Annotated in this window: 20 protein-coding genes and 1 pseudogene; 15 read left to right on the top strand and 6 right to left on the bottom strand. The window is 68.0% G+C overall.

From position 1 onward, the window contains the following. On the bottom strand, positions 1-1147 hold a 1147-nt coding region (locus VGF64_16185; GenBank protein HEY1636298.1), incomplete at its 3' end, for a thiolase family protein. A 168-nt stretch (positions 1148-1315) separates the two neighbouring features. Here VGF64_16185 and VGF64_16180 point away from each other — a divergent pair. From VGF64_16180 to VGF64_16165, 4 genes are all read left to right on the top strand, one after another. Further along, a complete protein-coding gene (locus VGF64_16180; GenBank protein HEY1636297.1) occupies positions 1316-1525 on the top strand; it encodes a hypothetical protein in 210 nt (69 codons plus the stop codon). Positions 1526-1572: 47 nt separating this feature from the next. Then, on the top strand, positions 1573-2259 hold the full coding sequence (locus VGF64_16175) for a TetR/AcrR family transcriptional regulator (protein HEY1636296.1): 687 nt from the start codon (positions 1573-1575) through the stop codon (positions 2257-2259). Positions 2260-2339: 80 nt separating this feature from the next. Next, entirely contained in the window at positions 2340-2762 is a 423-nt protein-coding gene (locus VGF64_16170) for a Zn-ribbon domain-containing OB-fold protein (GenBank protein HEY1636295.1), read from the top strand. Beyond that, on the top strand, positions 2759-3925 hold the full coding sequence (locus VGF64_16165) for a hypothetical protein (protein HEY1636294.1): 1167 nt from the start codon (positions 2759-2761) through the stop codon (positions 3923-3925). The genes VGF64_16170 and VGF64_16165 overlap by 4 nt, the downstream gene beginning before the upstream one ends. Positions 3926-3930: 5 nt before the next feature. Here the strand turns inward: VGF64_16165 and VGF64_16160 are convergent, their stop codons facing one another. Continuing rightward, positions 3931-4332, bottom strand: coding sequence for a hypothetical protein (locus VGF64_16160; protein HEY1636293.1), 402 nt, complete (start codon positions 4330-4332; stop codon positions 3931-3933). A gap of 113 nt (positions 4333-4445) precedes the next feature. Between VGF64_16160 and VGF64_16155 the strand changes: the two genes are divergently transcribed. From VGF64_16155 to VGF64_16130, 6 genes and pseudogenes are all read left to right on the top strand, one after another. Further along, the gene (locus tag VGF64_16155; GenBank protein HEY1636292.1) at positions 4446-6872 is read left to right on the top strand and encodes a CoA transferase; all 2427 of its coding nucleotides are present in this window, start codon (positions 4446-4448) and stop codon (positions 6870-6872) included. Positions 6873-6897: 25 nt separating this feature from the next. Next, entirely contained in the window at positions 6898-7959 is a 1062-nt protein-coding gene (locus tag VGF64_16150) for an amidohydrolase family protein (protein HEY1636291.1), read from the top strand. A 130-nt stretch (positions 7960-8089) separates the two neighbouring features. After that, the gene (locus VGF64_16145) at positions 8090-8878 is read left to right on the top strand and encodes an oxidoreductase (GenBank protein ID HEY1636290.1); all 789 of its coding nucleotides are present in this window, start codon (positions 8090-8092) and stop codon (positions 8876-8878) included. Positions 8879-9333: 455 nt separating this feature from the next. Next, a complete protein-coding gene (locus tag VGF64_16140; protein ID HEY1636289.1) occupies positions 9334-9705 on the top strand; it encodes a helix-turn-helix domain-containing protein in 372 nt (123 codons plus the stop codon). Between the two features lie 109 nt (positions 9706-9814). After that, positions 9815-10066: pseudogene (locus VGF64_16135) on the top strand (universal stress protein). A gap of 69 nt (positions 10067-10135) precedes the next feature. Next, positions 10136-12271, top strand: coding sequence for an MFS transporter (locus tag VGF64_16130; protein ID HEY1636288.1), 2136 nt, complete (start codon positions 10136-10138; stop codon positions 12269-12271). Between the two features lie 30 nt (positions 12272-12301). Here VGF64_16130 and VGF64_16125 read toward each other — a convergent pair whose 3' ends face one another. The 4 genes from VGF64_16125 to VGF64_16110 form a co-directional block, all read right to left on the bottom strand. Beyond that, on the bottom strand, positions 12302-13648 hold the full coding sequence (locus VGF64_16125) for a hypothetical protein (protein ID HEY1636287.1): 1347 nt from the start codon (positions 13646-13648) through the stop codon (positions 12302-12304). 498 nt (positions 13649-14146) lie between these two features. Continuing rightward, positions 14147-15013 carry an LLM class flavin-dependent oxidoreductase gene (locus VGF64_16120; protein ID HEY1636286.1) on the bottom strand — a complete coding sequence of 289 codons (867 nt, stop codon included), beginning with the start codon at positions 15011-15013 and terminating at the stop codon, positions 14147-14149. Between the two features lie 97 nt (positions 15014-15110). Further along, positions 15111-16004, bottom strand: coding sequence for an SDR family NAD(P)-dependent oxidoreductase (locus VGF64_16115; GenBank protein ID HEY1636285.1), 894 nt, complete (start codon positions 16002-16004; stop codon positions 15111-15113). 147 nt (positions 16005-16151) lie between these two features. Continuing rightward, entirely contained in the window at positions 16152-16985 is an 834-nt protein-coding gene (locus VGF64_16110; GenBank protein ID HEY1636284.1) for a TIGR03619 family F420-dependent LLM class oxidoreductase, read from the bottom strand. Between the two features lie 140 nt (positions 16986-17125). Here VGF64_16110 and VGF64_16105 point away from each other — a divergent pair, with 140 nt between their 5' ends. The 5 genes from VGF64_16105 to VGF64_16085 all read left to right on the top strand — a co-directional run. Then, positions 17126-18022 carry an LLM class F420-dependent oxidoreductase gene (locus VGF64_16105; GenBank protein HEY1636283.1) on the top strand — a complete coding sequence of 299 codons (897 nt, stop codon included), beginning with the start codon at positions 17126-17128 and terminating at the stop codon, positions 18020-18022. Positions 18023-18073: 51 nt separating this feature from the next. Then, the gene (locus tag VGF64_16100; GenBank protein HEY1636282.1) at positions 18074-18484 is read left to right on the top strand and encodes an OB-fold domain-containing protein; all 411 of its coding nucleotides are present in this window, start codon (positions 18074-18076) and stop codon (positions 18482-18484) included. Further along, positions 18474-19679 carry a thiolase family protein gene (locus VGF64_16095; GenBank protein HEY1636281.1) on the top strand — a complete coding sequence of 402 codons (1206 nt, stop codon included), beginning with the start codon at positions 18474-18476 and terminating at the stop codon, positions 19677-19679. The genes VGF64_16100 and VGF64_16095 overlap by 11 nt, the downstream gene beginning before the upstream one ends. Positions 19680-19760: 81 nt before the next feature. Continuing rightward, positions 19761-21260 (top strand): MFS transporter, encoded by a 1500-nt coding sequence (locus VGF64_16090; GenBank protein HEY1636280.1) that lies wholly within the window; start codon positions 19761-19763, stop codon positions 21258-21260. Continuing rightward, on the top strand, positions 21257-21826 hold a 570-nt coding region (locus tag VGF64_16085; protein HEY1636279.1), incomplete at its 3' end, for a helix-turn-helix domain-containing protein. The genes VGF64_16090 and VGF64_16085, both read left to right, overlap by 4 nt.

Here is a 21826-nt window from a genome sequence, read left to right as displayed (position 1 = left end):
GCAGTTCGGTCGCCAGGGTGAGCACGTAACGGGTGCCGGATGACCCGAACGGGTGGCCGATGGCCACGGCGCCGCCGTTGGGGTTCAGTCGCTCGTCGGGGACCTCGAAGCCGTCGAGCTGGTTTGGCAGCTCGCGAAGGACCCCTAGGGCCTGAGCCGCGTAGGCCTCGTGGACCTCCCACGCGTCGATGTCCTCAGGGGTGAGACCAGCTCGGGTCAGCGCCTTGGGGATGGCGAACGCGGGGGCGATCCCCATCACCAACGGATCGAGCGCATGGGTAGCGGAGGCCACAACGCGCGCCAGGGGCTCTGCTCCGAGCTCCTCGGCGGCCGTCGCATTCGCCATGACGACAGCGCTGGCGCCGTCGTTCAGTGGCGAGGAGTTGCCCGCCGTCATCTGGGTCGTGTTTGGTTGGGCCGGGAGCGCCGCCAACTTCTCTGGGGTGGTATCCCCGCGGATGCTCTCGTCGTGCTCGAACAGCCGTGCGGGCTCCCTACGGGTGGCCGGGATCTCGACCGGGTGGATCTCGGCTGCGAACCGACCTGAGTCGCGGGCGGCGGCCGCGTGGAGGTGGGAACGCAGGGCGAAGGCGTCGATCTCCTCCCGGGTCAGCTTGTACAGGTCGGCCACGTTCTGGGCCGTGCGCATCATGTCGATGTAGGCGTTGCGCGCGAGGAGCGCTGGGTGGGGTGGGCCACCGGCGCCAGCCCACATGGTGTCGAGCATGAGCACCGGCCCACGCGGCATGAAGGGCGCATCCCCCTTCATCAGCGCCCAGCCCGAGCGCGACATCGACTCGGCCCCACCGGCCAGCCCCACCGACAGCTCGTCGGCGCGAATGGAGTTGGCGACCTGGATCGCACATGACAGCGACGAGGCGCAGAAGCGGTTAAGGGTGATCGCCGGGACAGAGTCGGGAAACCCTGCCGCCAAGGCGGCCCACCGAGCGATGTCACCCATCCCCTCGTGGGCGGGATTGACGCAGCCTGCGGCGATGTCCTCGATGCGGTCCAGAGGGACGCCGACCCGCTCGCAGGCCCAGACCATCGTCTGGCCGAGCAGATCGTCGATACGAACATGGGACAGCGACCCGCCATAGCGGCCCACGGGGGTCCGCACGCCGCCAAGCACAAAAGCATCAGTCATCGGAATCGCCCTTCTCTCGAGACGAGCTGGCCCTGTCGGGATCAGTCCACGTACGGACCATTGAACAGGGCGACCTCCCGGTATGGAAGCCCCCCCGGATCGCGACCGGAGGTCCGCCTCGCCCCCGGTCCGTACTCTGCAGGGCACGCCCTCGATGATCGGGGCTTCGTGCTCACCGATCTGTCCCTGGGCAAAGAGGAGCTCGACGGCCGCTGGTATGCACTTGGCCGGCGACCGCTCCCGTTCGAGACCTCCTGCCCCGGGCTGTTTTCGGTCGGCGATGTCCGGGCGGAGTCGACCAAACGAGTCGCAGCCGCCGTGGGCGAAGGGTCGGCCTCGGTGCGATCCGTCCACCAGTTCCTCGCCTTCGCTGATTGAGGCGATGCGCCCTCATGCCCGAGGTGTCGTCCTCTAGCCTTGGTGGCATGAGCAACCCGGCGTCTCCCGCCCCGACGAGAGGTCCTGCCCAGCGAGGCGCGCGCCCCGGTGCCAGAGTTGACGCCGCCACCCGCGAACGCGTGATCGACGCCGCCGTCGCCTGCATCCTCGAGCGGGGGTTCTACCGTGCGAGCAGCAACGAGATCACCCGTCGGGCGGGAGTCAGCTGGGGCGTCATCCAGTACTACTTCGGCAGCCGAGAGGCGCTCATGCTGGCGGTGCTGCAAAGGGGCGCTCGCCGGTTCGCGGAGCTCGTGGCCGAAGCTCATGTCGATGGGACGACGGTTGCAGCACGCCTCCACAGTCTTCTGGACACGCTCGACAGCCATTACGGACAGCCGGAGTACCTGGCCTACGTCCAGATCGCGTTGAACATGGACCACGACCCGCAGACCAGCGCCGAAGTCCGCAACACCCTGCGTGAGGTGGCGGAGCGATCGAGCAAGGACGTTCGCCGCCTGCTGCGGGAGGCGCTTGGATCGGCGACGAGAGTACGCGATCTCGCTGACACCGTCTTTCTCGCCTTCCGCGGGTTCGGATTCAGCCAGCAGCTTCTCGATACGCTCGCGTACGACGCGGTGACGCCGCAGACTGACAGGCTCGTTCGTCAGCGCCGGCTGCTGGCCGACGCCCTCGCCCGGTTTGTCGAGCAGGAGACCGGGCCGGAGCCGTGAGGCCGGCGCAGTGATGCGAAAATTCCGAGTCGCCGTAGGCTCATAGTGGTTACTATGGTGCCACACATGAGATGTGCGCTATGACAGCGGGCCCGAGTGTCCAACGGCCGGCGCCGATCCTGACCGAGGACAACCACACCTTCTGGGAGGCGGCGCGGGAAGGACGCTTGGTCGCGCAGCGGTGCGGGGATTGTGGCCAGCTGCGACATCCTCCTCGCCCGATGTGCCCAGCCTGCCATTCCCTGCAACGGGAGGTCGTCGACCTGTCGGGGACGGGCGTCGTCTACAGCTACTCGATCCTCCACCATCCGCAACACCCAGCCTTCAGCTATCCCGTGATTGCCGTGTTGGTCGATCTCGACGAGGGCGTCCGAATGCTCTCCAACCTTGTTGACATCAATGCCGGCGATGTCCATATCGGGATGGCGGTCGAGCTGGCCTTCGCGGCGACGGGAGACGATGGGGCGGTGCCCGTCTTCAAGCCTCGAGGATCTGGCCCATGAGCAGCGTGATCAGCCGATCCACGGCGATTGTCGGAGTCGGTCAGACGGAGTTCTCCAAGGCCGCCGGACGTAGCGAGACGCAGCTCGCCAGCGAGGCAATCCTGGCAGCCCTTGTTGACGCGGGATTGAGCGCGGGTCAGGTCGACGGGCTCGTCAGCTACACGATCGATCCTGTCGAGGAGACCGAGCTCGTGCGGGCGCTCGGCATAGGCGAGATCGCATTCTCGAGCCGGGTGCCCTACGGCGGTGGCGGCTCGCAGGGAGTCCTGCTCCACGCGGGGTCAGCCGTCGCATCAGGAGCAGCCGAGGTGATCGTCGCCTATCGGGCGGTGAAGGCTCGGTCCGGCGCCCGCTTCGGGCGGGCCGAGGTGGGGACCCGTCCGACATCGCAGCATTCCGGCTCGACGGCAATGCAGTGGTGCACGCCGTACGGAGTGCTCACTCCTGGGGCCTGGATGTCGCTGAACGCCACGCGCTATATGCATACGTACGGAGTGACGAACGAGGACTTCGGGCGGGCCGTCGTACAGCTGCGCGCCTATTCGGCGAACAACCCAAACTCCCACTTCTACGGCGAACCGATCACGTTGGAGGATCACCAGACCTCTCGCTGGATCGCCGAGCCGTCCCTGCGGCTCTTCGATTGCTGTCAGGAGACGGATGGCGCAGTGGCCCTGGTGATCACTCGTAGCGACCGAGCGGCGGACACGCCGAGTCCCGTCGTCGTCGCCGCCGCTGCCGGCGCCGGCCTCTTCGAGGAGGAGATCGCCAGCAATCACTACGCCCCCGATCTCGCCGTGATGGACGGCTCGGCTGCCATGGCCCGCCGGCTCTTCCGCGGATCGGGGATCACACGGGCTGACCTGGACGTGGCGATGATCTACGACGCCTTCTCCCCGTTGCTGCTGATGCAGCTCGAGGGCCTCGGGCTCTGTGGTCCGGGCGAGGCGAAGGACTTCGTCGCTGACGGGCAGCTCGGGCCGAAGGGCAGCCTGCCGTGCAACACGAATGGAGGGCTCATTGGTGAGGGATACATACACGGGATGAACCTCACTCTCGAAGCCGTCCGCCAGCTCCGCGGCGTCTCGGTCAACCAAGTCGACGATGCTCGCACGGCGCTGGTCTCCGCCAGCAGGACGGGCGTCATCCTGCAGTGTCCCTGACCAGCTCAGTGGGACCGCTGGATGAAGGTGATGAGATACCCGTAGAACTGGGCGGGGTCGAGGATGATCTGCTTGATCCCCGGCTCCTCGTACTCGAAGTGGATGCGATAGCCCTTGCTGGCGACGTACTCGCGGGCGCCGTCGATGTCATCGACCTCCCAGACGAGCGGGCCGATGGTGCCTTTGCCCTTCGCGGTGATCCTGGCCATCAAGGGGCTGTCGGGGTGGGCTGGTCCGAAGAGCTCGACCTTGTTCTCCCAATCAGTGGTTGTGAGGACGTCGCCATCGGCGGTCACACGCGGCGGGGCGAATGACGTCCCGAGCAGCTCGTTGAACCTATGAACGGCGTCGTTGAGGTCCTCGGTCGACATGAGCAACTCGACGCGGTTGAATCCCAGAATCTTCATCCCGTCTCCCACCTGCTAGAGGGTGTCGGTGGCGCCATCTCGCTGCTGGCCAGGCCGGCAAGCCATAGCGTATACTATGTACGATGGCATCTGAGGATGAGTGAGGGGAAGGCGTGAGCGGGGTATTCGACGGGCTGCGGGTGCTCGATCTCTCCTGGGGGATCGCCGGGCCGATGACGACGATGATCCTCGCCGACAACGGCGCCCAGGTGACCCGGATCGAGCCGCCGGGGGGAGACCCATTCGCATCCCAGGCGGGGTACCGCGTATGGCACCGCGGGAAGCGAAGCGCCCGTCTGGACCTCGGCTCCGCCGACGGGCGCGGCGCGTTCATGTCGCTGGCTTCCCGAGCCGACCTCGTCGTCGAGAGCTTCTCTCCGGGAACGGCGGCGAGACTCGGAGTCGATCGGCCAACCTTGGCGAAGGACAACCCCAGGTTGATCACCTGCTCGATCACGGGGTACGGGCACGACAACGAGCACAGCGACCGCCCCGGGTATGACGGGCTGGTGGCCGCCCGCACGGGCCTGCTCTACGACCAGCGGGGCCGCAGGGGGACCCCCATGGAGTACATCCGAGGCTCCTACGGACCGTATCCGGAGTTCGACACCCCGGAGGGTCTAGTGCGGGGGGCGGGTCGGACCGGTCCCATCTTCCCGCGGACGCCGTGGCCGAGCATTGGGGCGATGTACTTCGCAACGCTCGGTGTGGCGGCCGCGCTGCGAGCTCGGGAGGTGTCCGGCGAGGGCCAAGCGGTCGAGACATCGCTGTTGCAGGGAGCCTTGGCGGCAGTGTGCCTCAATTGGCAGCGCGTCGAACATCCAGACGCTCCCTTGTACTGGATGTGGCCGGCGGACTCCCGGTCGATCGAGGGCCTCTACGAGTGCGCGGACGGTCGATGGGTTCACCACTGGACGGTCCGCCCGAGCTGGGTGCTGGGGTCCGCCGAGGGTGACGAGTTGAAGCCCATGACCCTTGACACCGCGTATCGGGACGACCCTGACCGCCTGTCGATGGACGCGGAGGGCCTCCTGACGGGCCTGTTCCTTCATCCCCAGCTCGCCGAGGCGTTCAAGAAACATCGGTCGGCGTCATGGGTGCAGGCAGGAGCTGAGGCCCAGATGGGCGTGGCCATGGTGCGCTCGCCTGCGGAAGCTCTGGCCGACGAGGCGTTTCGCGCTGATGGCTGCGTCGTCGAGATCGAGGATCCAGAGGTCGGGCGGATTCGCCACGTGGGAAACGTGCTCGAGCTGAGCGATACGGCTGGCCCGGTGACCGGGCCAGCACCCCGATCTGGTGAGCAGACGGCGGAGGTGCTGGACGAGGCGGCCACAGCATCGCCGGGCGCCCCGCCGCGGGGGCCGAGCGGGCGTTCGCTGGCGCATCCCTTGCAGGGCGTGCGCGTCCTCGACCTGGGGCTTGGCGTCGCCGGTCCGTTCGCGGGCAGGGTGCTCGCCGACCTGGGCGCAGACGTCATCAAGGTGCACGCGCTGCACGACGGGTTCTGGGCCGGCACGCACATGGGTCTCGGTACCAACCGGGGCAAGCGGAGCATCGCCGTGAACCTCAAGGACGAGCGCGGCCGCGCTGTCCTCGACAGGTTTCTCGCACGCGCTGATGTGTTCACGACGAACTGGCGTCCGGGTGCGGCGGCTCGCCTCCGGCTGGACTACGACACGCTGCGGGTCCGGTTTCCGGACCTGGTCTACTGCAACACCCGCGGCTACGAGAAGGGGCCGCGGTCGGACCTTCCCGGCACCGATCAGAGCGCATCCGCGCTCACCGGCGTCGAGTGGGAAGACGGAGCCTGCGATGCCGGTAACCCACCGCTCTGGCCCCGGTCGAACATGGGCGATACGGGCAACGCGCTGCTGGCGGCTATTGCCATCACGGCTGCCCTGTACCACCGCGAGAAGACCGGGGGAGGTCAGGAGGTGAGCACCTCGATCGTGAACGCGGGGCTCCTCCATACATCGTACGCGTGGATACACGAAGACGGGGAGCCCGCCGACTGGGGCCACGTCGATGGTCAGCAGCACGGTCTGTCTCCCTTCTACCGGCTGTATCAGTGCGCCGACGATGGTTGGGTCTTCCTGGCTGCCGTGCGGCGAGAGGATCGGGAAAAGTTGGCTACGGCGATTGGAGCACCCGAGTCTGTCGTCCATGATCCCTCGTCGATCGCTCGTCTTCTCGAGACCCGTCTCCGCGAGCGACCGGCGAAGGCGTGGTTCGCCACGCTGGATGAGGCGGGCATCCCGGTGGAGCTCGTGGACGAGACTTTCTGTCGAAACCTTTTCGACGACCCCAAGGCGCGCGCCGCAGGATTGGTGGCCGAGACCCGGGCTGGCAATGTCGGGCGCTTCGAAGATCCCGGTCTGCTGGTCAACCTGTCCAGCACCTCCGGCGTGGTCCAGCGCGGCCCGTGCATGTGCGGCGAGCACACCCGGGAGCTCCTGCTGGACCACGGCTACAGCGGGGCCGAGGTGGACGCCCTGGCGGCAAACGGCGTCATCCTCGACGCTCCCGTCGAGGCGAGGTGAGCTGCGATCCGCAAGGAGATGGCAAATGACCACACGACTGATCTCGGTTGACTCCCATGTCAAGATCGCCCCGGACGCCATCAAGGAGGGAATGCCCTCCAAGTACCACGCCGCTTGGGATGATGCCGTGGCGACCGAGCGGGCCCAGCACGTTCGCGAGCTCGGTGGCATTGATCCCGGTGTCCTGGCTGCCGGTTTCAGCCACGAGGCCTTCTCGAACCCTGGCTACCATGATCCAGGCGAGCGACTGAAGGCCATGGACCGCGACGGCGTGGACGCCGAGGTCCTGTACAGCGAGGTGAGCGCCTTCCGTCACTACCCTCTCATGCGGGAGGGATGGAGGGAGGCGTCTGACGCATTCAACCGGGTCTTGTTGGAGTTCGCATCGGCGGACTCGACCCGTCTGCTCCCCGCGTACCAGGTGCCTCTCATCGACATCGGCTATGCCGTGAAGCAGGTGCATGCGCTTGCGGCCGACGGAGCTCGAGCCGTCCACATCCCGACGTTCCCTGCCGAGGTTGGGCTACCCGAGTATCACGACGAGCGTTACGACCCGGTGTGGGCGGCCATCTCCGAGACTGGCATGGCAATCAGCCAGCACCTCGGACTCGTTGCGTCGTTGTGGGAGCTGCTTCGCCGCGATCCAACGCCGCAGAAGGCGATCTTCACATCCCAGCCAGCCCTCCGACTCGCCGAGACGATCGGCTTCTGGATTCTTCCGGGCGTCCTCGCTCGGTTCCCGGACCTCAGGATCGTCCTGGTCGAGCCGGGCCTCGGTTGGGTTCCCTTCTATCTCGACACGCTCGATTCAATGGCGGCGGGGCCGTACGACTTCCCGGCGATCGACGACAAGCCGAGCGCATATTTTCACCGCCAGATGTACCTCACGTTCGTGGACGATCCCCGTGGCCTCCAGCATCGGCACGACCTCGGCGTGGACCGGATCATGTGGTCGACGGACTTCCCGCATCCGGCCACGTCGTGGCCGAACTCGCAGACCATCGTGGAGAAGAACTTCGAGGGCATCCCTGAGGACGAGCGGAGCCTCGTGGTCGCTGGCAACGCAGCATCTCTGTACGGACTCTGAACCAAGGGCCCAAGTCGTCGGCCGGCTCTGCAGGCGCCAATTCCACGCGCCGCCAAGGGGGCCGCGATAGGTTTCGGATGCGAGCGCCAGCGGTTCTGGCGTCGGAGTAGGGGGACCCGGGGGGCCGTCCATGGATCTTCATCTGTCCGGCAAGGTCGCCGTTGTCACCGGCGCGAGCAAAGGGATCGGCCTGGCGATCACCCAGGGGCTCGCCGACGAGGGTGTGATCGTCGCCGCCGGGGCCCGAGGCCCGAGCGATGAGCTGTCGCAGCTCGCTGCCAGGGCGCCCGTTCATCCTGTGCTGGCCGACCTGGCTACGGCGGAGGGCCCAGCGCGTCTTGTCCGGGAGGCGGTCGACAACTTTGGCGGAGTCGACGTACTGGTCAACAACGTCGGAGCTGTCCGCCCTCACCTCGACGGATTTCTCTCGTTCAGCGAGGACGACTGGGAGCGGTCCCTCACCATCAACTTCCTGGCCGCGGTGCGCACCACCCGCGCCGCCCTGCCCCATCTGCTCGAGCGAGGACAGGCGACGATCGTCACGATCTGCTCGGTGAACGCCGTCCTGCCCGACCCGACGATCATCGACTACTGCGCGTCAAAGGCTGCACTGATGAACTTCTCCAAGGCACTGTCCAAGGAGGTCGGCCCGCGAGGCGTCCGGGTCAACACGATCAGCCCGGGACCGGTCTCCACCGCCCTCTGGCTGAGCGACGACGGCGTCGCAGCGACCATCGCCCGGGCGACGGGCGGTCAGGCTGAGGCGGTTGCCGAGCAGGCCGCAACTCAGTCCGTGACCGGCAGGTTCACCACTCCACAGGAGGTCGCCGATCTGGTGCTCGTCCTGGCCAGCGACCGGGCAGGGAACGTCACCGGCGCTGACTTCCTCATCGACGGCGGCCTCATCACCACCCTGTGACGACGGAAAGGGGAGGGGGGGTCGACAGAGGTCGCCGGGAGGCGCACACTGAGGGAAGGATGCCTCGGGTGTGGGCCGCCACGGTCCCCTGACGGTCCGGCGCTGGCTTCGTTCCACGAGCGAAGCCGGCGCGACTTCGTCGTCGTCTGTCGTTGCGCCTCCGCGGTCAGCCGTCGGCGTGATCGGCCCCAGCATCACCGCCGTGTTCAAGATCTTCCCCTGGTAAAATGTCAACTATGGTTGTCGATATGCCTGGCTGGTAGGGGAGCTGAGTGCCCATGAGCCCCAGCGGCGCGGCTTCACCAGCAGGCAGACGGGACAGGAGCACGCAGCCGAAACCCCGACAGCCAGGTCTGGGCCCCGCTCTCCGCCAGGCGTGGGTCGGCTATCGGCGTCGACTAGACGCGGAACTGGCTGCAGCTGGCTTTGGTGACCGCGGCTTCCCTGACGGGCGGGTGCTGCGCATCTGCTCCACCTCCGACGACGCGACGATCTCACAGATCGGTCGGGAGCTGGGAATCACGCGACAAGGTGCGAGCAAGATCGTCGCCAGCCTCCGTGATCGCCGGTACGTGACGCTCAGACCTTCGGCGACGGACGCGAGAGAGAAGGTCGTCAAGCTCACCCCGCGGGCCACAACGTTCCTCGCGGCGCAGCGCAAGGCGGCTCGGGGCATCGAGCGCCAGTTGCGCGCCGAGGTCGGATCTGAGGCCCTCGAAAGCCTGTACCTGCTTCTCGAAGCCCTCGGGGGCGGTGAGCAGCCGCGTCTGAGCGAGTACCTGCACGACTCGAGGTACGCCGAGCTCCTCCTGCGTCAGGGGGAGTGACGGGCAGGCGGGTGGACGTCAGCTCGGCTGCAGCGAGCGCTGCACGAGATCGACCAACCGCTCGGCCCAGTCGTCGAGCGCCGGCCCTCCGGGCGCCGGCGAGCCCGCCCGTGAGCTGATCGAGGCGGCCGAGGAGCGCTCGGCGCTGTACATCGTGGTCGGTGGCCGGCCTCACAGTGCGCCAGCCAGCGTCCTGCTCGGATCGGTGGCGACCGCTGTCGTCCACCACTTCAAGGGCTCGGTTCTCGTCGTCCGCTCCGACGACGATTCGGAGTGGATAGCGTCAGAGCACGCCCGGGATCGCGGGCGGCGAGAGCGGGCCATCGACACCATCTACGGGGAGGCGTTCTCGACCAACTGAGCGCCTGGGGTCCAATCAGCGGATGTCGGCTCTGGTGAGGTCCGCCGCAGATCTCTAGGCTCGCGGTCCATGTCGAGCACGGTCTCGACAGCCGGACAGGGGGGCAGCCCTGAGCTCGAGCTGAGCAGGCGCCGGCTGTGGCTGATCATCGGTGCCCTGCTCATAGGGCTGTTGCTGGCCGCCCTCGACCAGACCATCGTGGCGACGGCCCTGCCGACCATCGCCGGCGATCTCCACGGGCTGTCCCACCTGTCCTTCGTGGTGACGGCCTACCTCCTGGCCTCCACCGTGTCGACCCCGATCTGGGGCAAGCTCGGCGACCTCTACGGCCGCAAGATCTTCTTCCAGGCCGCGATCGTCATCTTCCTCGTCGGCTCCATCCTGGCCGGCCTCGCCCAGAGCCTGGACGTGCTCATCGGCTTCCGGGCCATCCAGGGTCTGGGCGCGGGTGGCCTCATCGTCGGTGCCCAGGCCAGCGTCGGCGACATCGTGTCGCCTCGGGAGCGGGGCCGCTACCAGGGGCTCTTCGGAGCCGTCTTCGGCGTGTCCAGCGTGCTCGGCCCGCTGCTGGGGGGCTTCTTCGTCGACAACCTGTCCTACCACTGGATCTTCTACATCAACGTGCCCATCGGCATCGTGGCCTTGGTGGTGACGGCCATCGCTCTGCCGGCCGCCGGCCAACGGGTCCATCACGTCATCGACTACGCCGGTGCCGCCCTCCTGGCCCTCGGGGCCACCTCACTGGTGCTGCTCACCAGCCTTGGCGGCACCAGCTTTGCGTGGGGGTCGGCCCCCATCGTGATCTTGGGCGTGGCTGGGTTGGCGCTGCTGGTGGTCTTCGCTCGGGTCGAGCGAGGGGCGGCGGAGGCGATCATCCCGCCCCGGATGTTCGCCAACCGGACATTCGTCGTCACCGGCGCCCTGGGCTTCGCCGTGGGTTTTGCCATGTTCGGGGCCATCACCTATCTGCCCCTCTACCAGCAGGTGGTGAAGGGGGTGAGCCCCACGCTCTCCGGGGTGCACCTGCTGCCGCTCGTGGGCGGGCTCCTCCTCACGTCGATCGGCAGCGGCCAGGCCATCAGCCGCTGGGGCCGCTACAAGGTCTTCCCGATCGTGGGCACCGCGCTGATGGCGCTCGGGCTCTTTCTGCTGTCCCAGCTGACCCCGACCACCGGGACGCTCCAAGCCAGCCTGGCCATGCTGGTCCTCGGCCTCGGCATCGGTTCGGTCATCCAGGTGCTGGTCATCGCCATCCAGAACTCGGTGGATTACCAGGACCTGGGCACGGCAACCTCGGGCGTCACCTTCTTTCGCTCCATTGGAGGGTCCTTCGGGGTGGCTGTGTTCGGCGCCATCTTCGCCAACGTGCTGGTCGGCAACCTCACCCGCTTTCTCGGCCACGTGTCCCTTCCGGCCGGGCTGTCGGGGACGGGCGGGGTAAGCCCGGCCCAGCTGGCCCAGCTGCCTTCCGCCGTGCGCACCGGCTTCATCGACGCCTACGCCGCCTCGCTGCGGCCGGTGTTCCTGGTCGCCGTGCCTATCGCCGGGGTGGCGTTCCTGCTCGCCTGGCTCCTGCCCGAGCTCACCCTGCGCACCACCACCCGCGCTCCCGATCCCGCCGACACCCTGGCTCCCACCGCGATCCCTCACACCCGTGGCTCACAAGACGAGCTCGCCCGGGCCCTCAGCGTGCTCACCGCTCGGGAGAACCGGGCCCAGATCTACCGCACCCTGGCTGAACGTGCGGATGTGAACCTGGAGCCGCCCGCCGTCTGGCTGCTGTTCAGGATGGGGCGGCACCAGGGCATGGGCCTGGCCGACCTGGCTGATCACCTGCGCCTGCCGGGACCTGCGGTCAATCGAGAGGCACTGGCGCTGGCCGGAGCGGGCTTGATCCGGTTCGACGGAGACCGGCCGCGTTCGGGTACCAGCCGCCCGGTAGCCTCCGGCGACTCGTCGTCGACCGAGCAGGAGCCAGACCGGTACGCCCTCACCGCAGACGGCGATGCAGCGCTCAGTCGCCTGATGACCGCACGCCACCAAGGCCTGGAACGCCTGCTGGCGGGCTGGTCGCCCGAACAGCACGCCGAGGTCGGGCGGATGGTGGCGAGGCTGGCGGCCGACCTCCTCTCGGACGAAGCGCCCCATCAAGTCATGGACGAGCATCGCAGTGACCTCGCAGGGGGACGCCCGGGACAGACGTGAAGGCCGTACGAGGGCTACGCGCAGTGGCTCTCAGTGGGCGGGGCAGGGGATGGAGCCCGCCGAGCCGAGCACCTGGGCGCTGTCCGACTGAGACCCGACTGTCAGTTGGATCTTCGTGACAGAGCAGGTCTGGGCCGGGCCGGCGACGAGAATGGCACCCCCCGGGTTGGTCTCCTCGACCACGTCGTAGGTGCCGCTGGGGACGTGGGTGACGTCGATGTACTGGTCCGGTGTGTCCCACGTGTAGACGTCGCCCCAGCCGGGCGTGATCCCCTCGGTGACGAACGTCCCTGATCCGGGCTTGCCGGCTTGGGGAACGTTTGCCTCCCGCGGCAGGTTGCAGTCGGGCTGGCCGACGTTGGCCCGCGGCCCGTTCGTCGAGGCGCTGCCAAAGCCGACGTAGTCGTCGTCGGTCAGGCAGAAGGACTCCTTCTGCGATACCCCGACCTGCTGCCCGAGCGTCGTGCCTGAACCGGCCTGATACAGGGCGTACAAGAGGAGGTTGTTGTAGTGGAAATGGCCATGCTCGACGTGGAACTCACATGGTCCGGCCGGGCGGGAGACCACCGAGCCGTTGGGGCGTGACACGAGCTGGTAGGCGCTGCAGTCGCCGGGGACGTAACCGACCTGGGGCTGGCCACCCGAGCCCTCTGCGGCTGCTGGTATCTGGGCCGTGAGGGGACCGGCCCCCACGTTCACGATGTCGGTGGTGAACCGCAGGCATCGCAGGGTGGGATTGTTGAGGTGGGTGACCTGCGTGTTGTCGAGACCGACGGTCTCGTCGGCGTAGCAGGAGGTGGGAAGGGGCAGGTTCAACGGGATGGGAAAGCCAAGAGGGGACGAGGGCGCTGGGGGGATACCAGAGGCCGTGAAGGCGAACGCCGGCAGGGCCTGCAACCTTGGCAGGTCGAAGCAGCCAGTGACACCGGACACGGCGATTCCACAGGTGGCCGGCGGTGGCGTCCACGACGGCCCGGCCATCAGCCGCACCTCGCCGGTGAACCCGGACCCGGTGTCGTAGGCGTAGGTGTAGGTGACGACCACCGTGTAGGTCCCGGGAGCCGGACTGGTGACTTGGGCGCCTTGACCATTGGCACCGACTCCGTTGGCGGCGGCGGCCAGCTTGTTGTCAGGGCCGTACACGTAGAGGTCGAAGCCCTGGTCGGCGTTGAACGTACCCTCCGGCCCGGCCTTTGTGCTCTTGACGGACACCAGGACCGGCGCCGACGACCCGCGTGGGACAGCAAAGGTGTACTCCCAGCATCCCATGGCGCAGACGACCGGGTCGGGGTTGTTGACGATCGGCGAGGAGGGCGGGAGTGAGGCGCCGAAATCGCGCACCGGGGTGCCGGCGTCCACCGTGCCGAGTGAGTGCACCGGCGATGTCGTCGGCGGTGTGACCGGCGGGGCGCCGGGCAACCCGCTCGACGGGGCCACCGGGACCCCCGTCGCTCGTGCGGTCGCTGGTATGCCTAGGCCGATTATGCCGACGCCAGCTGCGACGGCCCACACTCGGGCGCGGCGACGGGAACGCATGGCCTTCCAATTCGGCCTCGCCTGCCTAGGTCCTGCTCAGATCCTGGCCCTGGCTCGACCCAGCGGGCCGCGGGCCCGGCGCTGCGCCACGCGATGCGCGCAGAAACGAGATGTTCACACCGCCAAGACCCTTCCGAAACAGTGCCTGGGTACCCTGATCTGCACAACCGAAATGCATGCACCGAGGGTCTGTGCCGATGCGGTCCTTCCCCCCGGGATCGTTTGGTCGTCACGATCCTCGGTCCGACACGGAGGGAGAAAAGCCCGGGAGCCCATGGCGGCCTTCCGGGCTTTTCTCTTCGTTCGACTAGGCGCGTGTCGCTTGCCCGTCCGACACCGTCACCGTTGGTAACTCTTGACGGCGTCGGCGACCCGGTCGACCTGGTCGAGGCTGCGCGTGAGCGGCCAGAGGCACACCTCGGCCACACCTGCCTGCTTCAGGCTGTCGAGCGTCGCGCGTACTTGGTCGGATGAGCGCAGGATCGCGTCCCGCACCATCTGCACCATGGCGTCACCCGCGAAGCCGTAGTAACTGTGCGCGTTGCGATCGGCTTCGGCGGCGACGTCGTCTCCGATCGCCACGTACCGAGCCGCGTAGAGCGGTGGTGCCTCGCGTTGGGCTTCGGCGGCGCTGGCCTTGACCACCTCGTAGGCGCCCGCCACCGCCTCGGGCGGCATGGGCCCGGCCACGAAGGCGTCTGCCAGTCGGCCCGCCCGCCGAAAGGAGGGCTCCGAGTACCCGCCCAGCACGATGGGCAGGCGCGACGGCTTGGGTCCCACGGGAAGCAGGGCGCCATCGGGCTGGGTCCCCGCCCAGACCGACCGGCAGGTGGCGATGCACTCCTCGAGTCTCTGACCCTTGTGCGTCGGTTGCGCGCCCAGCGCGAGCCAGTCGTCGTCACGCCCGCCAATGCCCAACCCGAGTCGAAATCGTCCATTCGAGATGGACTGGAGAGTGGCGGCCTGCTTGGCCAGGAGGACAGCCTGACGTGGCGGAGCCACCAGGACGGTTGGCATGAGTGCGATCCGCTCGGTCACGCCGGCCGCTCCTGCCAGCGCGATCAGCTCCTCGTGGGATCCGTAGGCGATGCGGCCGATCGTGCTGAGCGCCGAGAAGCCGAGCTCCTCCGATCGCTGAGCCCACGTGACGAGCCCAGGCCCTTCCACGTCCAACAGCGAGTTGGGGAGACCGATGCCAACGTCCATGTCCAGCTCCTCGCGCTAGCAGGCGAAACACAACGATCGTAGTGGTGGCCGCCGACGTGTCACGGTGGTACGGGTGACCGTCAGGGGGCCACGTGACTCATAGGGACTCGTACGGCTCGCGAAAGCTGGTCTCGCCCCCCTCCGCCAGGCCGTCGAAGAGCTCGGTGGGCGGGGACGGACCGTCCCACTCTCGCGTCGCCCGAGACCTCATGATCGATTCCCGACGGCGGAGCGCGTACATGCTCTCCCGGCGCCCGGAATAGGTGGTCGGTTGGCGGACCATCCAGACGATTCCCTCGGCCGCGACGTCACTGGGCTCCCAGGTCGACCGGTCCACTCCCGGTGTGTTGGCGACGAAGCCCTCGGAGGCCACGGGGACGTCGATCCGGAAGCAGTTGACGGCGACGCGGTGGCGCTGCAGCTGAGCGGCGGCATCGACCGTGAGGCGCTCGAGACCGATCTTGGAGATGCCGTAGGACATGAGGCCGGGGTGCGGGTGGAGCGCGGCGGCGGACGAGATGTTGACGATCGCTCCGCCACCCTGGCGGATCATGTGAGGTGTCACCTCGCGCATGGCGACGAGAGGTGCACGCAGATTGACCTCCATGACGAGGTCGTGCCGCTTGAGCGGGATATCCAGGTCACCGACGAACGTGATCGCCGCATTGTTGACGAGCACATCGACGCGGCCGAGATGCTCGACAGTCTTCCCGACCATCGCCACCACCTGGTTCTCGTCGGCCAGGTTTGTGGGCACGGCCAGCGCCTGACCTCCTGCATCCTCGATCCGGCGCACGACGTCGTCGATCGTCCCAGGGGTTCGCTGCGGCTGTTCGGACGTCGCTCGAGCCGCGCAGGCAACGGTGCAGCCGGCCTCGGCCAGGGCCAGCGCGGTCGCTGCCCCCACGCCTCTGCTCGCCCCGGTGACGAGTACCACCTGGCCCCGGAGGTCCCTGAGGCGGCCGTCTGGTTCCGCCGTCGCGGATGTCACCAGATACCTTCCGCGTCGACGAGCTCTCCGTACTGCGTCCGCGCTTCGGTTAGCTTGCGCATCGTCGTCCTCCCGGCCGTCTACCACTCGACGGGTAGCTTCGCACCGTGGCCGGAAGTGTGCCCAGCGAGTCGGGTCGGAAGGGGGCTACCTGAGCGCCTCGACGTGGGCGGCGTGGTGGTCGATGAACGGGTAGGTCGTCCCGGGATCGTCCCAACCCTGGCGGCCGGGGCCGAGGACGACCCGCTCGATGCCCAGGTCTCGGTACGCCTGCAGGGTGTCGATGGTGGGATCTCCCCACGCGATCATGGAGATCGGGAGGTCGACCCGGCCGGCCTCGGCGGCCCGCGCCCGGAACCGCGTGACCCGCTTGGCCACGTCGCCCAGGGCGATGTCCATGGGCAGCCAGGCATCGGCCCACTCGATGGTGTGCTGGACACCCAGGGGCCCGGCCGTGCCGCAGAGCACCGGGGGGTGGGGCGTCGTCACCGGCTTGGGATGTGACCAGACGGCGTCGAAGTCGTAGTACCGGCCGTGAAACTCCGACTCGTGATCGCACCACAGCACCTGCAGGGCGGCGATGCACTCGGCCAGAGCCCGGTAGCGCTCGGCCCACGGGATCGGGCGATGGTTGGCCAGCTCCTCCTCGTTCCAGCCGACGCCGACGCCGAACTGGAACCGTCCGCCCGAGACCCGGTCGATGGTGGCGACGGACTTGGCCAGGCCCAGCAGGTCGTGCTCGAGCGGGAGGGCGACGCCGGTTCCCACGAGCAGCCGCTCCGTGGCGGCAGCCGCCGCCGTCAGGGTGATGAACGGGTCCATCATCCTCAGGTAGTGCGGCGGCAGCTCGCCACCGGCGGGGTAGGGGGTGCGGCGGGCCACGGGAATGTGGGAGTGCTCGCCCACCCACATGGATCCGTAGCCGCGCTTCTCGAGGGCTCGGGCCAGCTCGGCGGGGGCCCCGTCCTCGGGAGTGTTCATGGATGCGAAACCGATCTCCACTCTGTTGCCTCACTCTGCCGGACCGGTGTCCGCGATGACAGTATCGTCAGGCGACGTGGTGACGAGAAACGAAGAGGTAGCGGCGGCCATACAGGTGGACATCAAAGGCGAGGGAGTCGATGCAGTACATCTACGCCTATCCTGAGCACCAAGGTCTTGACGGCGACCTGCTGGACGCCGGTCCCGTCTCCGAGGTGGCGAAGGCGGCCGAGGACGCGGGTTGGGACGGGCTGGCGTTCACGGAGCACCCGGTTCCGGGCGCTCGGTGGCTCGCGTCGGGAGGCCACCAGACCCTCGACCCCTTCGTCGCTCTTGCCGCCGCGGCCGCCGTCACCACTCGACTGCGGCTGCTCACGTACCTCTCGGTGGCCCCCTATCGCAACCCCTCGCTCCTGGCGAAGGCGGCCGCCAGCGTGGACAAGGTGTCCGACGGTCGGTTCATCCTGGGAATGGGAACCGGCTATCAGAAGTCGGAGTTCTTCGCCCTCGGTGTGGACTTCGACGAGCGCAACGCGCTCCTCGACGAGGTGCTCGATGTCTTGCCGATGCACTGGAGCGGCGAGCCGTTCAGCTATCGCGGGACGCACTTCGAGGCGAGGGACGTGATCGCCCGCCCCCGGCCGGTGCAGGAGCCGATCCCGATCTGGCTCGGCGGCAACGCCCAGCGCACCCTGAGGCGCGTCGCCGAGCGATGCCAGGGCTGGATGCCGCTCGTCGGTCCCGCCCAGGTGGCGGCCACCGCTCGGACGCCTCACCTCCAGAAGGCCGACATCGCCGCCAAAGTCGCCGAGCTCCGAGGCCTCGCCGGCGAGCGAGGTGCGGCTCTGGACGTCGCCGCACCCTACGGGGACGGCACCATCGCCGATACCACGAAGGATGTCGAGCGGCACCGTGATGCCCTGGGCGCCATGGAGTCGGCGGGGGCAAGCTGGCTCATCATGTCTGGCACCACCCGATCCGTCTCCGAGACCTACGACTTCCTGCAGGCCTTCGGGTCGACGTACATAGGCAGCTAGAGATAGGGTCAAATTGGACCCGCCACTGCGGCGGAGCCCAGAGGGAGAAGCGTGGGAACACAGATCCCGTTGGTTGACTACCTGGTCTTGGGCGAGAAGCCGCACCTCGAGGCGAACGAGTGCACCTCGTGCGGTGCACGGTACTTCGACCGGCGCAACGCGTGCGCGTCGTGCGGAGCGACCGGATTCCACAAGGCTCCGGTCGACACCGATGGCGAGCTACGAGCGTTCACGATCGTGTCGATGGCCGCGCCGGGCATCCCGGTCCCGTTCGTCGCATCGGTCGTCGACTGCGGCGGCACCAGCGTGCGCGCCAACGTCATCAACACCACGCCGGATCCCGAGCACGTGAAGCTCGGCATGAAGGTCCGCCTGGCTACCTACGTGGTTGGTACGGACGACGATGGCACCGAGGCGGTCGGCTTCGGTTTCGAGCCGCTGGAGGAGCCTGATGGCAAGTGACGATGTGTGGATCCTCGGGATCCACATGACGAAGTTCGGCAAGCATCCAAACCTCGACACCGTGGACCTTGCGGCGGAGGCGGCGCTCAACGCGCTCGCCGATGGCGGCGTCTCGATGAAGGACATGGGTGTCATCGCCGCCGGCAACCTCATGGGCGCCGCTGCCGGCATCGGCCAGCAGCTGCAGAAGCAGATCGGCCAGACGGGCATCCCCGTCTACAACGTGGCCAACGCCTGCGCGACCGGTGCCACTGCCCTGCGAACCGCCATCATGGCGATCAAGGCGGGGGAGTGCGACATGGGATTGGCAGTCGGCGTCGAGAAGCTTGCCGGCGCGGGACTTCTCGCTGGCGGCGCGCCGAAGAGCGACCGGAAGGTGTACGAGCCCCGCGGTCGCTACGGCTCCGTCGCCACGGTCGACGGCCGCATCGGCACCGAGACCATGCCGGGCGTCTTCGCCCAGGTGGGAATGGAGTACGGGTACAAGCACGGCGGCGCGACCTTCGAGCTCTTCGCCCGGATCAGCGAGAAGAACCACACTCATTCGACGCTCAATCCGCTCGCCGCCTACAGCAAGAAGATGACCCTCGGCGAGATCATGGGTGACGTGATGATCGCCTATCCCAATACCCGGCCCATGTGCTCGGCGAACTGTGATGGCGCCGCTTCGGCCGTCGTGGTCAGCGGGGAGAGGCTCAAGACGCTCGATCCCACCCAACGACGGCGGGCCGTGAAGGTGTCCGCCTCCGTCCTCACCACCGACCCCTGGGACGAGGCGTGCCAGGTCCTCCCCGACGTGAACACCCTCACGCGCGACGCGGCCAACCAGGCCTACGAGCAGTCTGGCGTCGCACCCGAGGACCTCGACCTGGTCGAGCTCCACGACTGCTTCGCGACCGCAGAGCTCGTGCACTACGACAACCTCGGTTTGTGTGCCGAGGGTGAAGCCGTGCCGTTTTTCGAGTCCCGTGCCACCTGGCGCGACGGCCCCAAGCCGGTGAACGTCTCGGGCGGCCTCGAGTCCAAGGGCCATCCCATCGCCGCCACCGGCATCGCCAACATCTGGGAGGTGTGTCACCACCTCCGGGAGGAGGCGGGTGATCGTCAGATCGAGGGCGCGACCGTCGGCCTGGCCCACGTCATCGGTCTCGGCTCAGCGTGCGGGGTCCACATCCTCGAGCGCGCCGCCGCCTAGCCCGGCCCCCACCGGTCCCTGCCGGAGACGGGACCCAGCTAACCGGAACCCTGCTCCGGTTGTGTTGCTAGCATTCGGAGGATGCCTCCGGTTGTGCTCGACGGCAAGGGAACGGCGGACGAAGACGCGCCGCGCCAGCACTACCGGGTGACCTTCGGGGTGCTCGCCATCGGCACCCTGGCATACGTCCTGATGCAGACGATGGTGCTGCCGGCGCTGGCCACTATCCAGCACGACCTTCATACGAGCGAGTCGGCCGTGGCCTGGCTTCTGAGCGCCTTCCTGGTCAGCGCGTCGGTGGCCACCCCGATCCTCGGTCGCCTGGGGGACATGTTCGGCAAGGAGAAGATGCTCGTCGTCGTGTTCGCCGTCCTCGCTGCGGGCACGGTCCTGGGGGGCATCGCCGGTTCACTCTGGCTGCTCATCGTGGCCCGGGTGATCCAGGGAGTGGCGGGCGCCGTGTTCCCGCTGTCGTTCGGGATCATCCGCGACGAGTTCCCGACTGAGAGAGTGGCGGGGGGAATCGGGCTCATCTCCGCCCTCCTTGGCATCGGAAGCGGCGTCGGCCTCATCGTGGGCGGGCCGGTGGTCCAGCACCTCTCCTACCACTGGCTGTTCTGGTTCCCGCTGGTGCTGGTGCTTGCCGCCCTGGTCGCCACGATCCGCTACATACCCGAGTCCCCGGTGAAGACGGCCGGGAAGCTGGACGTCCCGGGTGCCGTGCTCCTGTCGGTCTGGCTGATCACGGTGCTGGTCGGTGTCACCGAGGGCCCGGTCTGGGGTTGGGGGTCGGCCGGCGTGATCGGGCTGTTCGCGGCCACGGTCGTCTTCTTCGTCATCTGGGTGCGGGTGGAGCTGAGGGCCCGCCAGCCGTTGGTGGACATGCGCATGATGCGCATCCCGACGGTGTGGTGGACCAACGTGGCGGCGTTGCTCTTCGGCGTTGGCATGTACGCGTCCATCGTCGTGCTGCCACCGTTCGTCGAGACCCCCGCTCGCGCCGGCTATGGCTTCGGGGCGTCCGCGACCATGGCTGGCGTGTTCCTGGTCCCCAGCGCCGCGGGCACCCTGCTGGCCGGCCTGTACAACGGTCGGATCACCGCTGCCATCGGCGCCAAGGGAGCGCTCGTGCTCAGCGGCGTCGCCTCTGCGATTCCATTCGGCGTCCTTGCTGTCGCCCACGGCTCGCCCTGGGAGGTCTACGCGGCCAGTGCCCTCTCCGGGCTCGGCCTCGGGCTCGGGTTCGCCGCCCTCACCAACCTCGTGGTCGACGCGGTTCCGGCTACCGTGACGGGCATCGCCACCGGGATGAACGCCAACATCCGGACCATCGGGGGAGCCGTCGGAAGCCAGATCGTTGCCAGCATCCTCACCGCGGGCGTACTCGCCAGCGGCTACCCCTCGCAGCGGAGCTACGCGATCGCCTTCGGCTTCATGGCCGCCGCGTTCCTGCTCGCCACGGTGGCGGCGATCGTGGTCCCCGCGTCGCCCCAGGGAGTGGCTGGTCCGGAGGTGGGTGGCGATTCCTCCCGTCGCACGCGGGTTGGGACCAGCGCGAGTCAGGCGATGGAGGTCCGATGAGGGTCCAGCGGGGGGACGGATCGAGCCACGAGCTGCGCCAGGACGCCGCTCGGAACCTCGAGCGCGTCCTCATCGCGGCGCGAGAGGTCTTCGACGAGCGTGGGACGGCCTTCTCGGTCGAAGAGGTCGCCAAGCGTGCCGGGGTGGGAGTGGGGACCATCTACCGTCGATTTCCGACCAAGTGTGACCTGCTCGACGCCGCCGTGTTCCCGCTGCACCAGCAGACGTTGGAAATTGCTCGGAGATCGCTCGAGTCGTCGGGCGGCGACGGGTTGGAGTGCTTCGTGCGTCAGGCGACGGCGTTCCACGCTGCCCACGGCCTGCCGTCACGTCTGCTGTGGGGCGCGGCCGGCGCCGCCGCGGTCCGACGAGAGATCGCGGCGGCGATGGAGGCCCTGATCCAGCGGGCCAAAGACTTCGGCGCCTTGCGTGAGGACGTCGTCTACCAGGACCTCGTGGTCCTCTTCTGGACGATCACGGATCTCGTGGAGGCCACTCGCCGCACCGCGCCGCGAATCTGGGAGCGTCACGTGGACCTCGTGCTCGATGGGCTCCGTCCCGGGCCG

The sequence above is a fragment of the Acidimicrobiales bacterium genome (assembly GCA_036491125.1).
Taxonomy (GTDB): domain Bacteria; phylum Actinomycetota; class Acidimicrobiia; order Acidimicrobiales; family AC-9; genus AC-9.
Note: the sequence above shows the minus strand (reverse complement) of the source record. Positions and strands in the feature narration are given on the sequence as shown.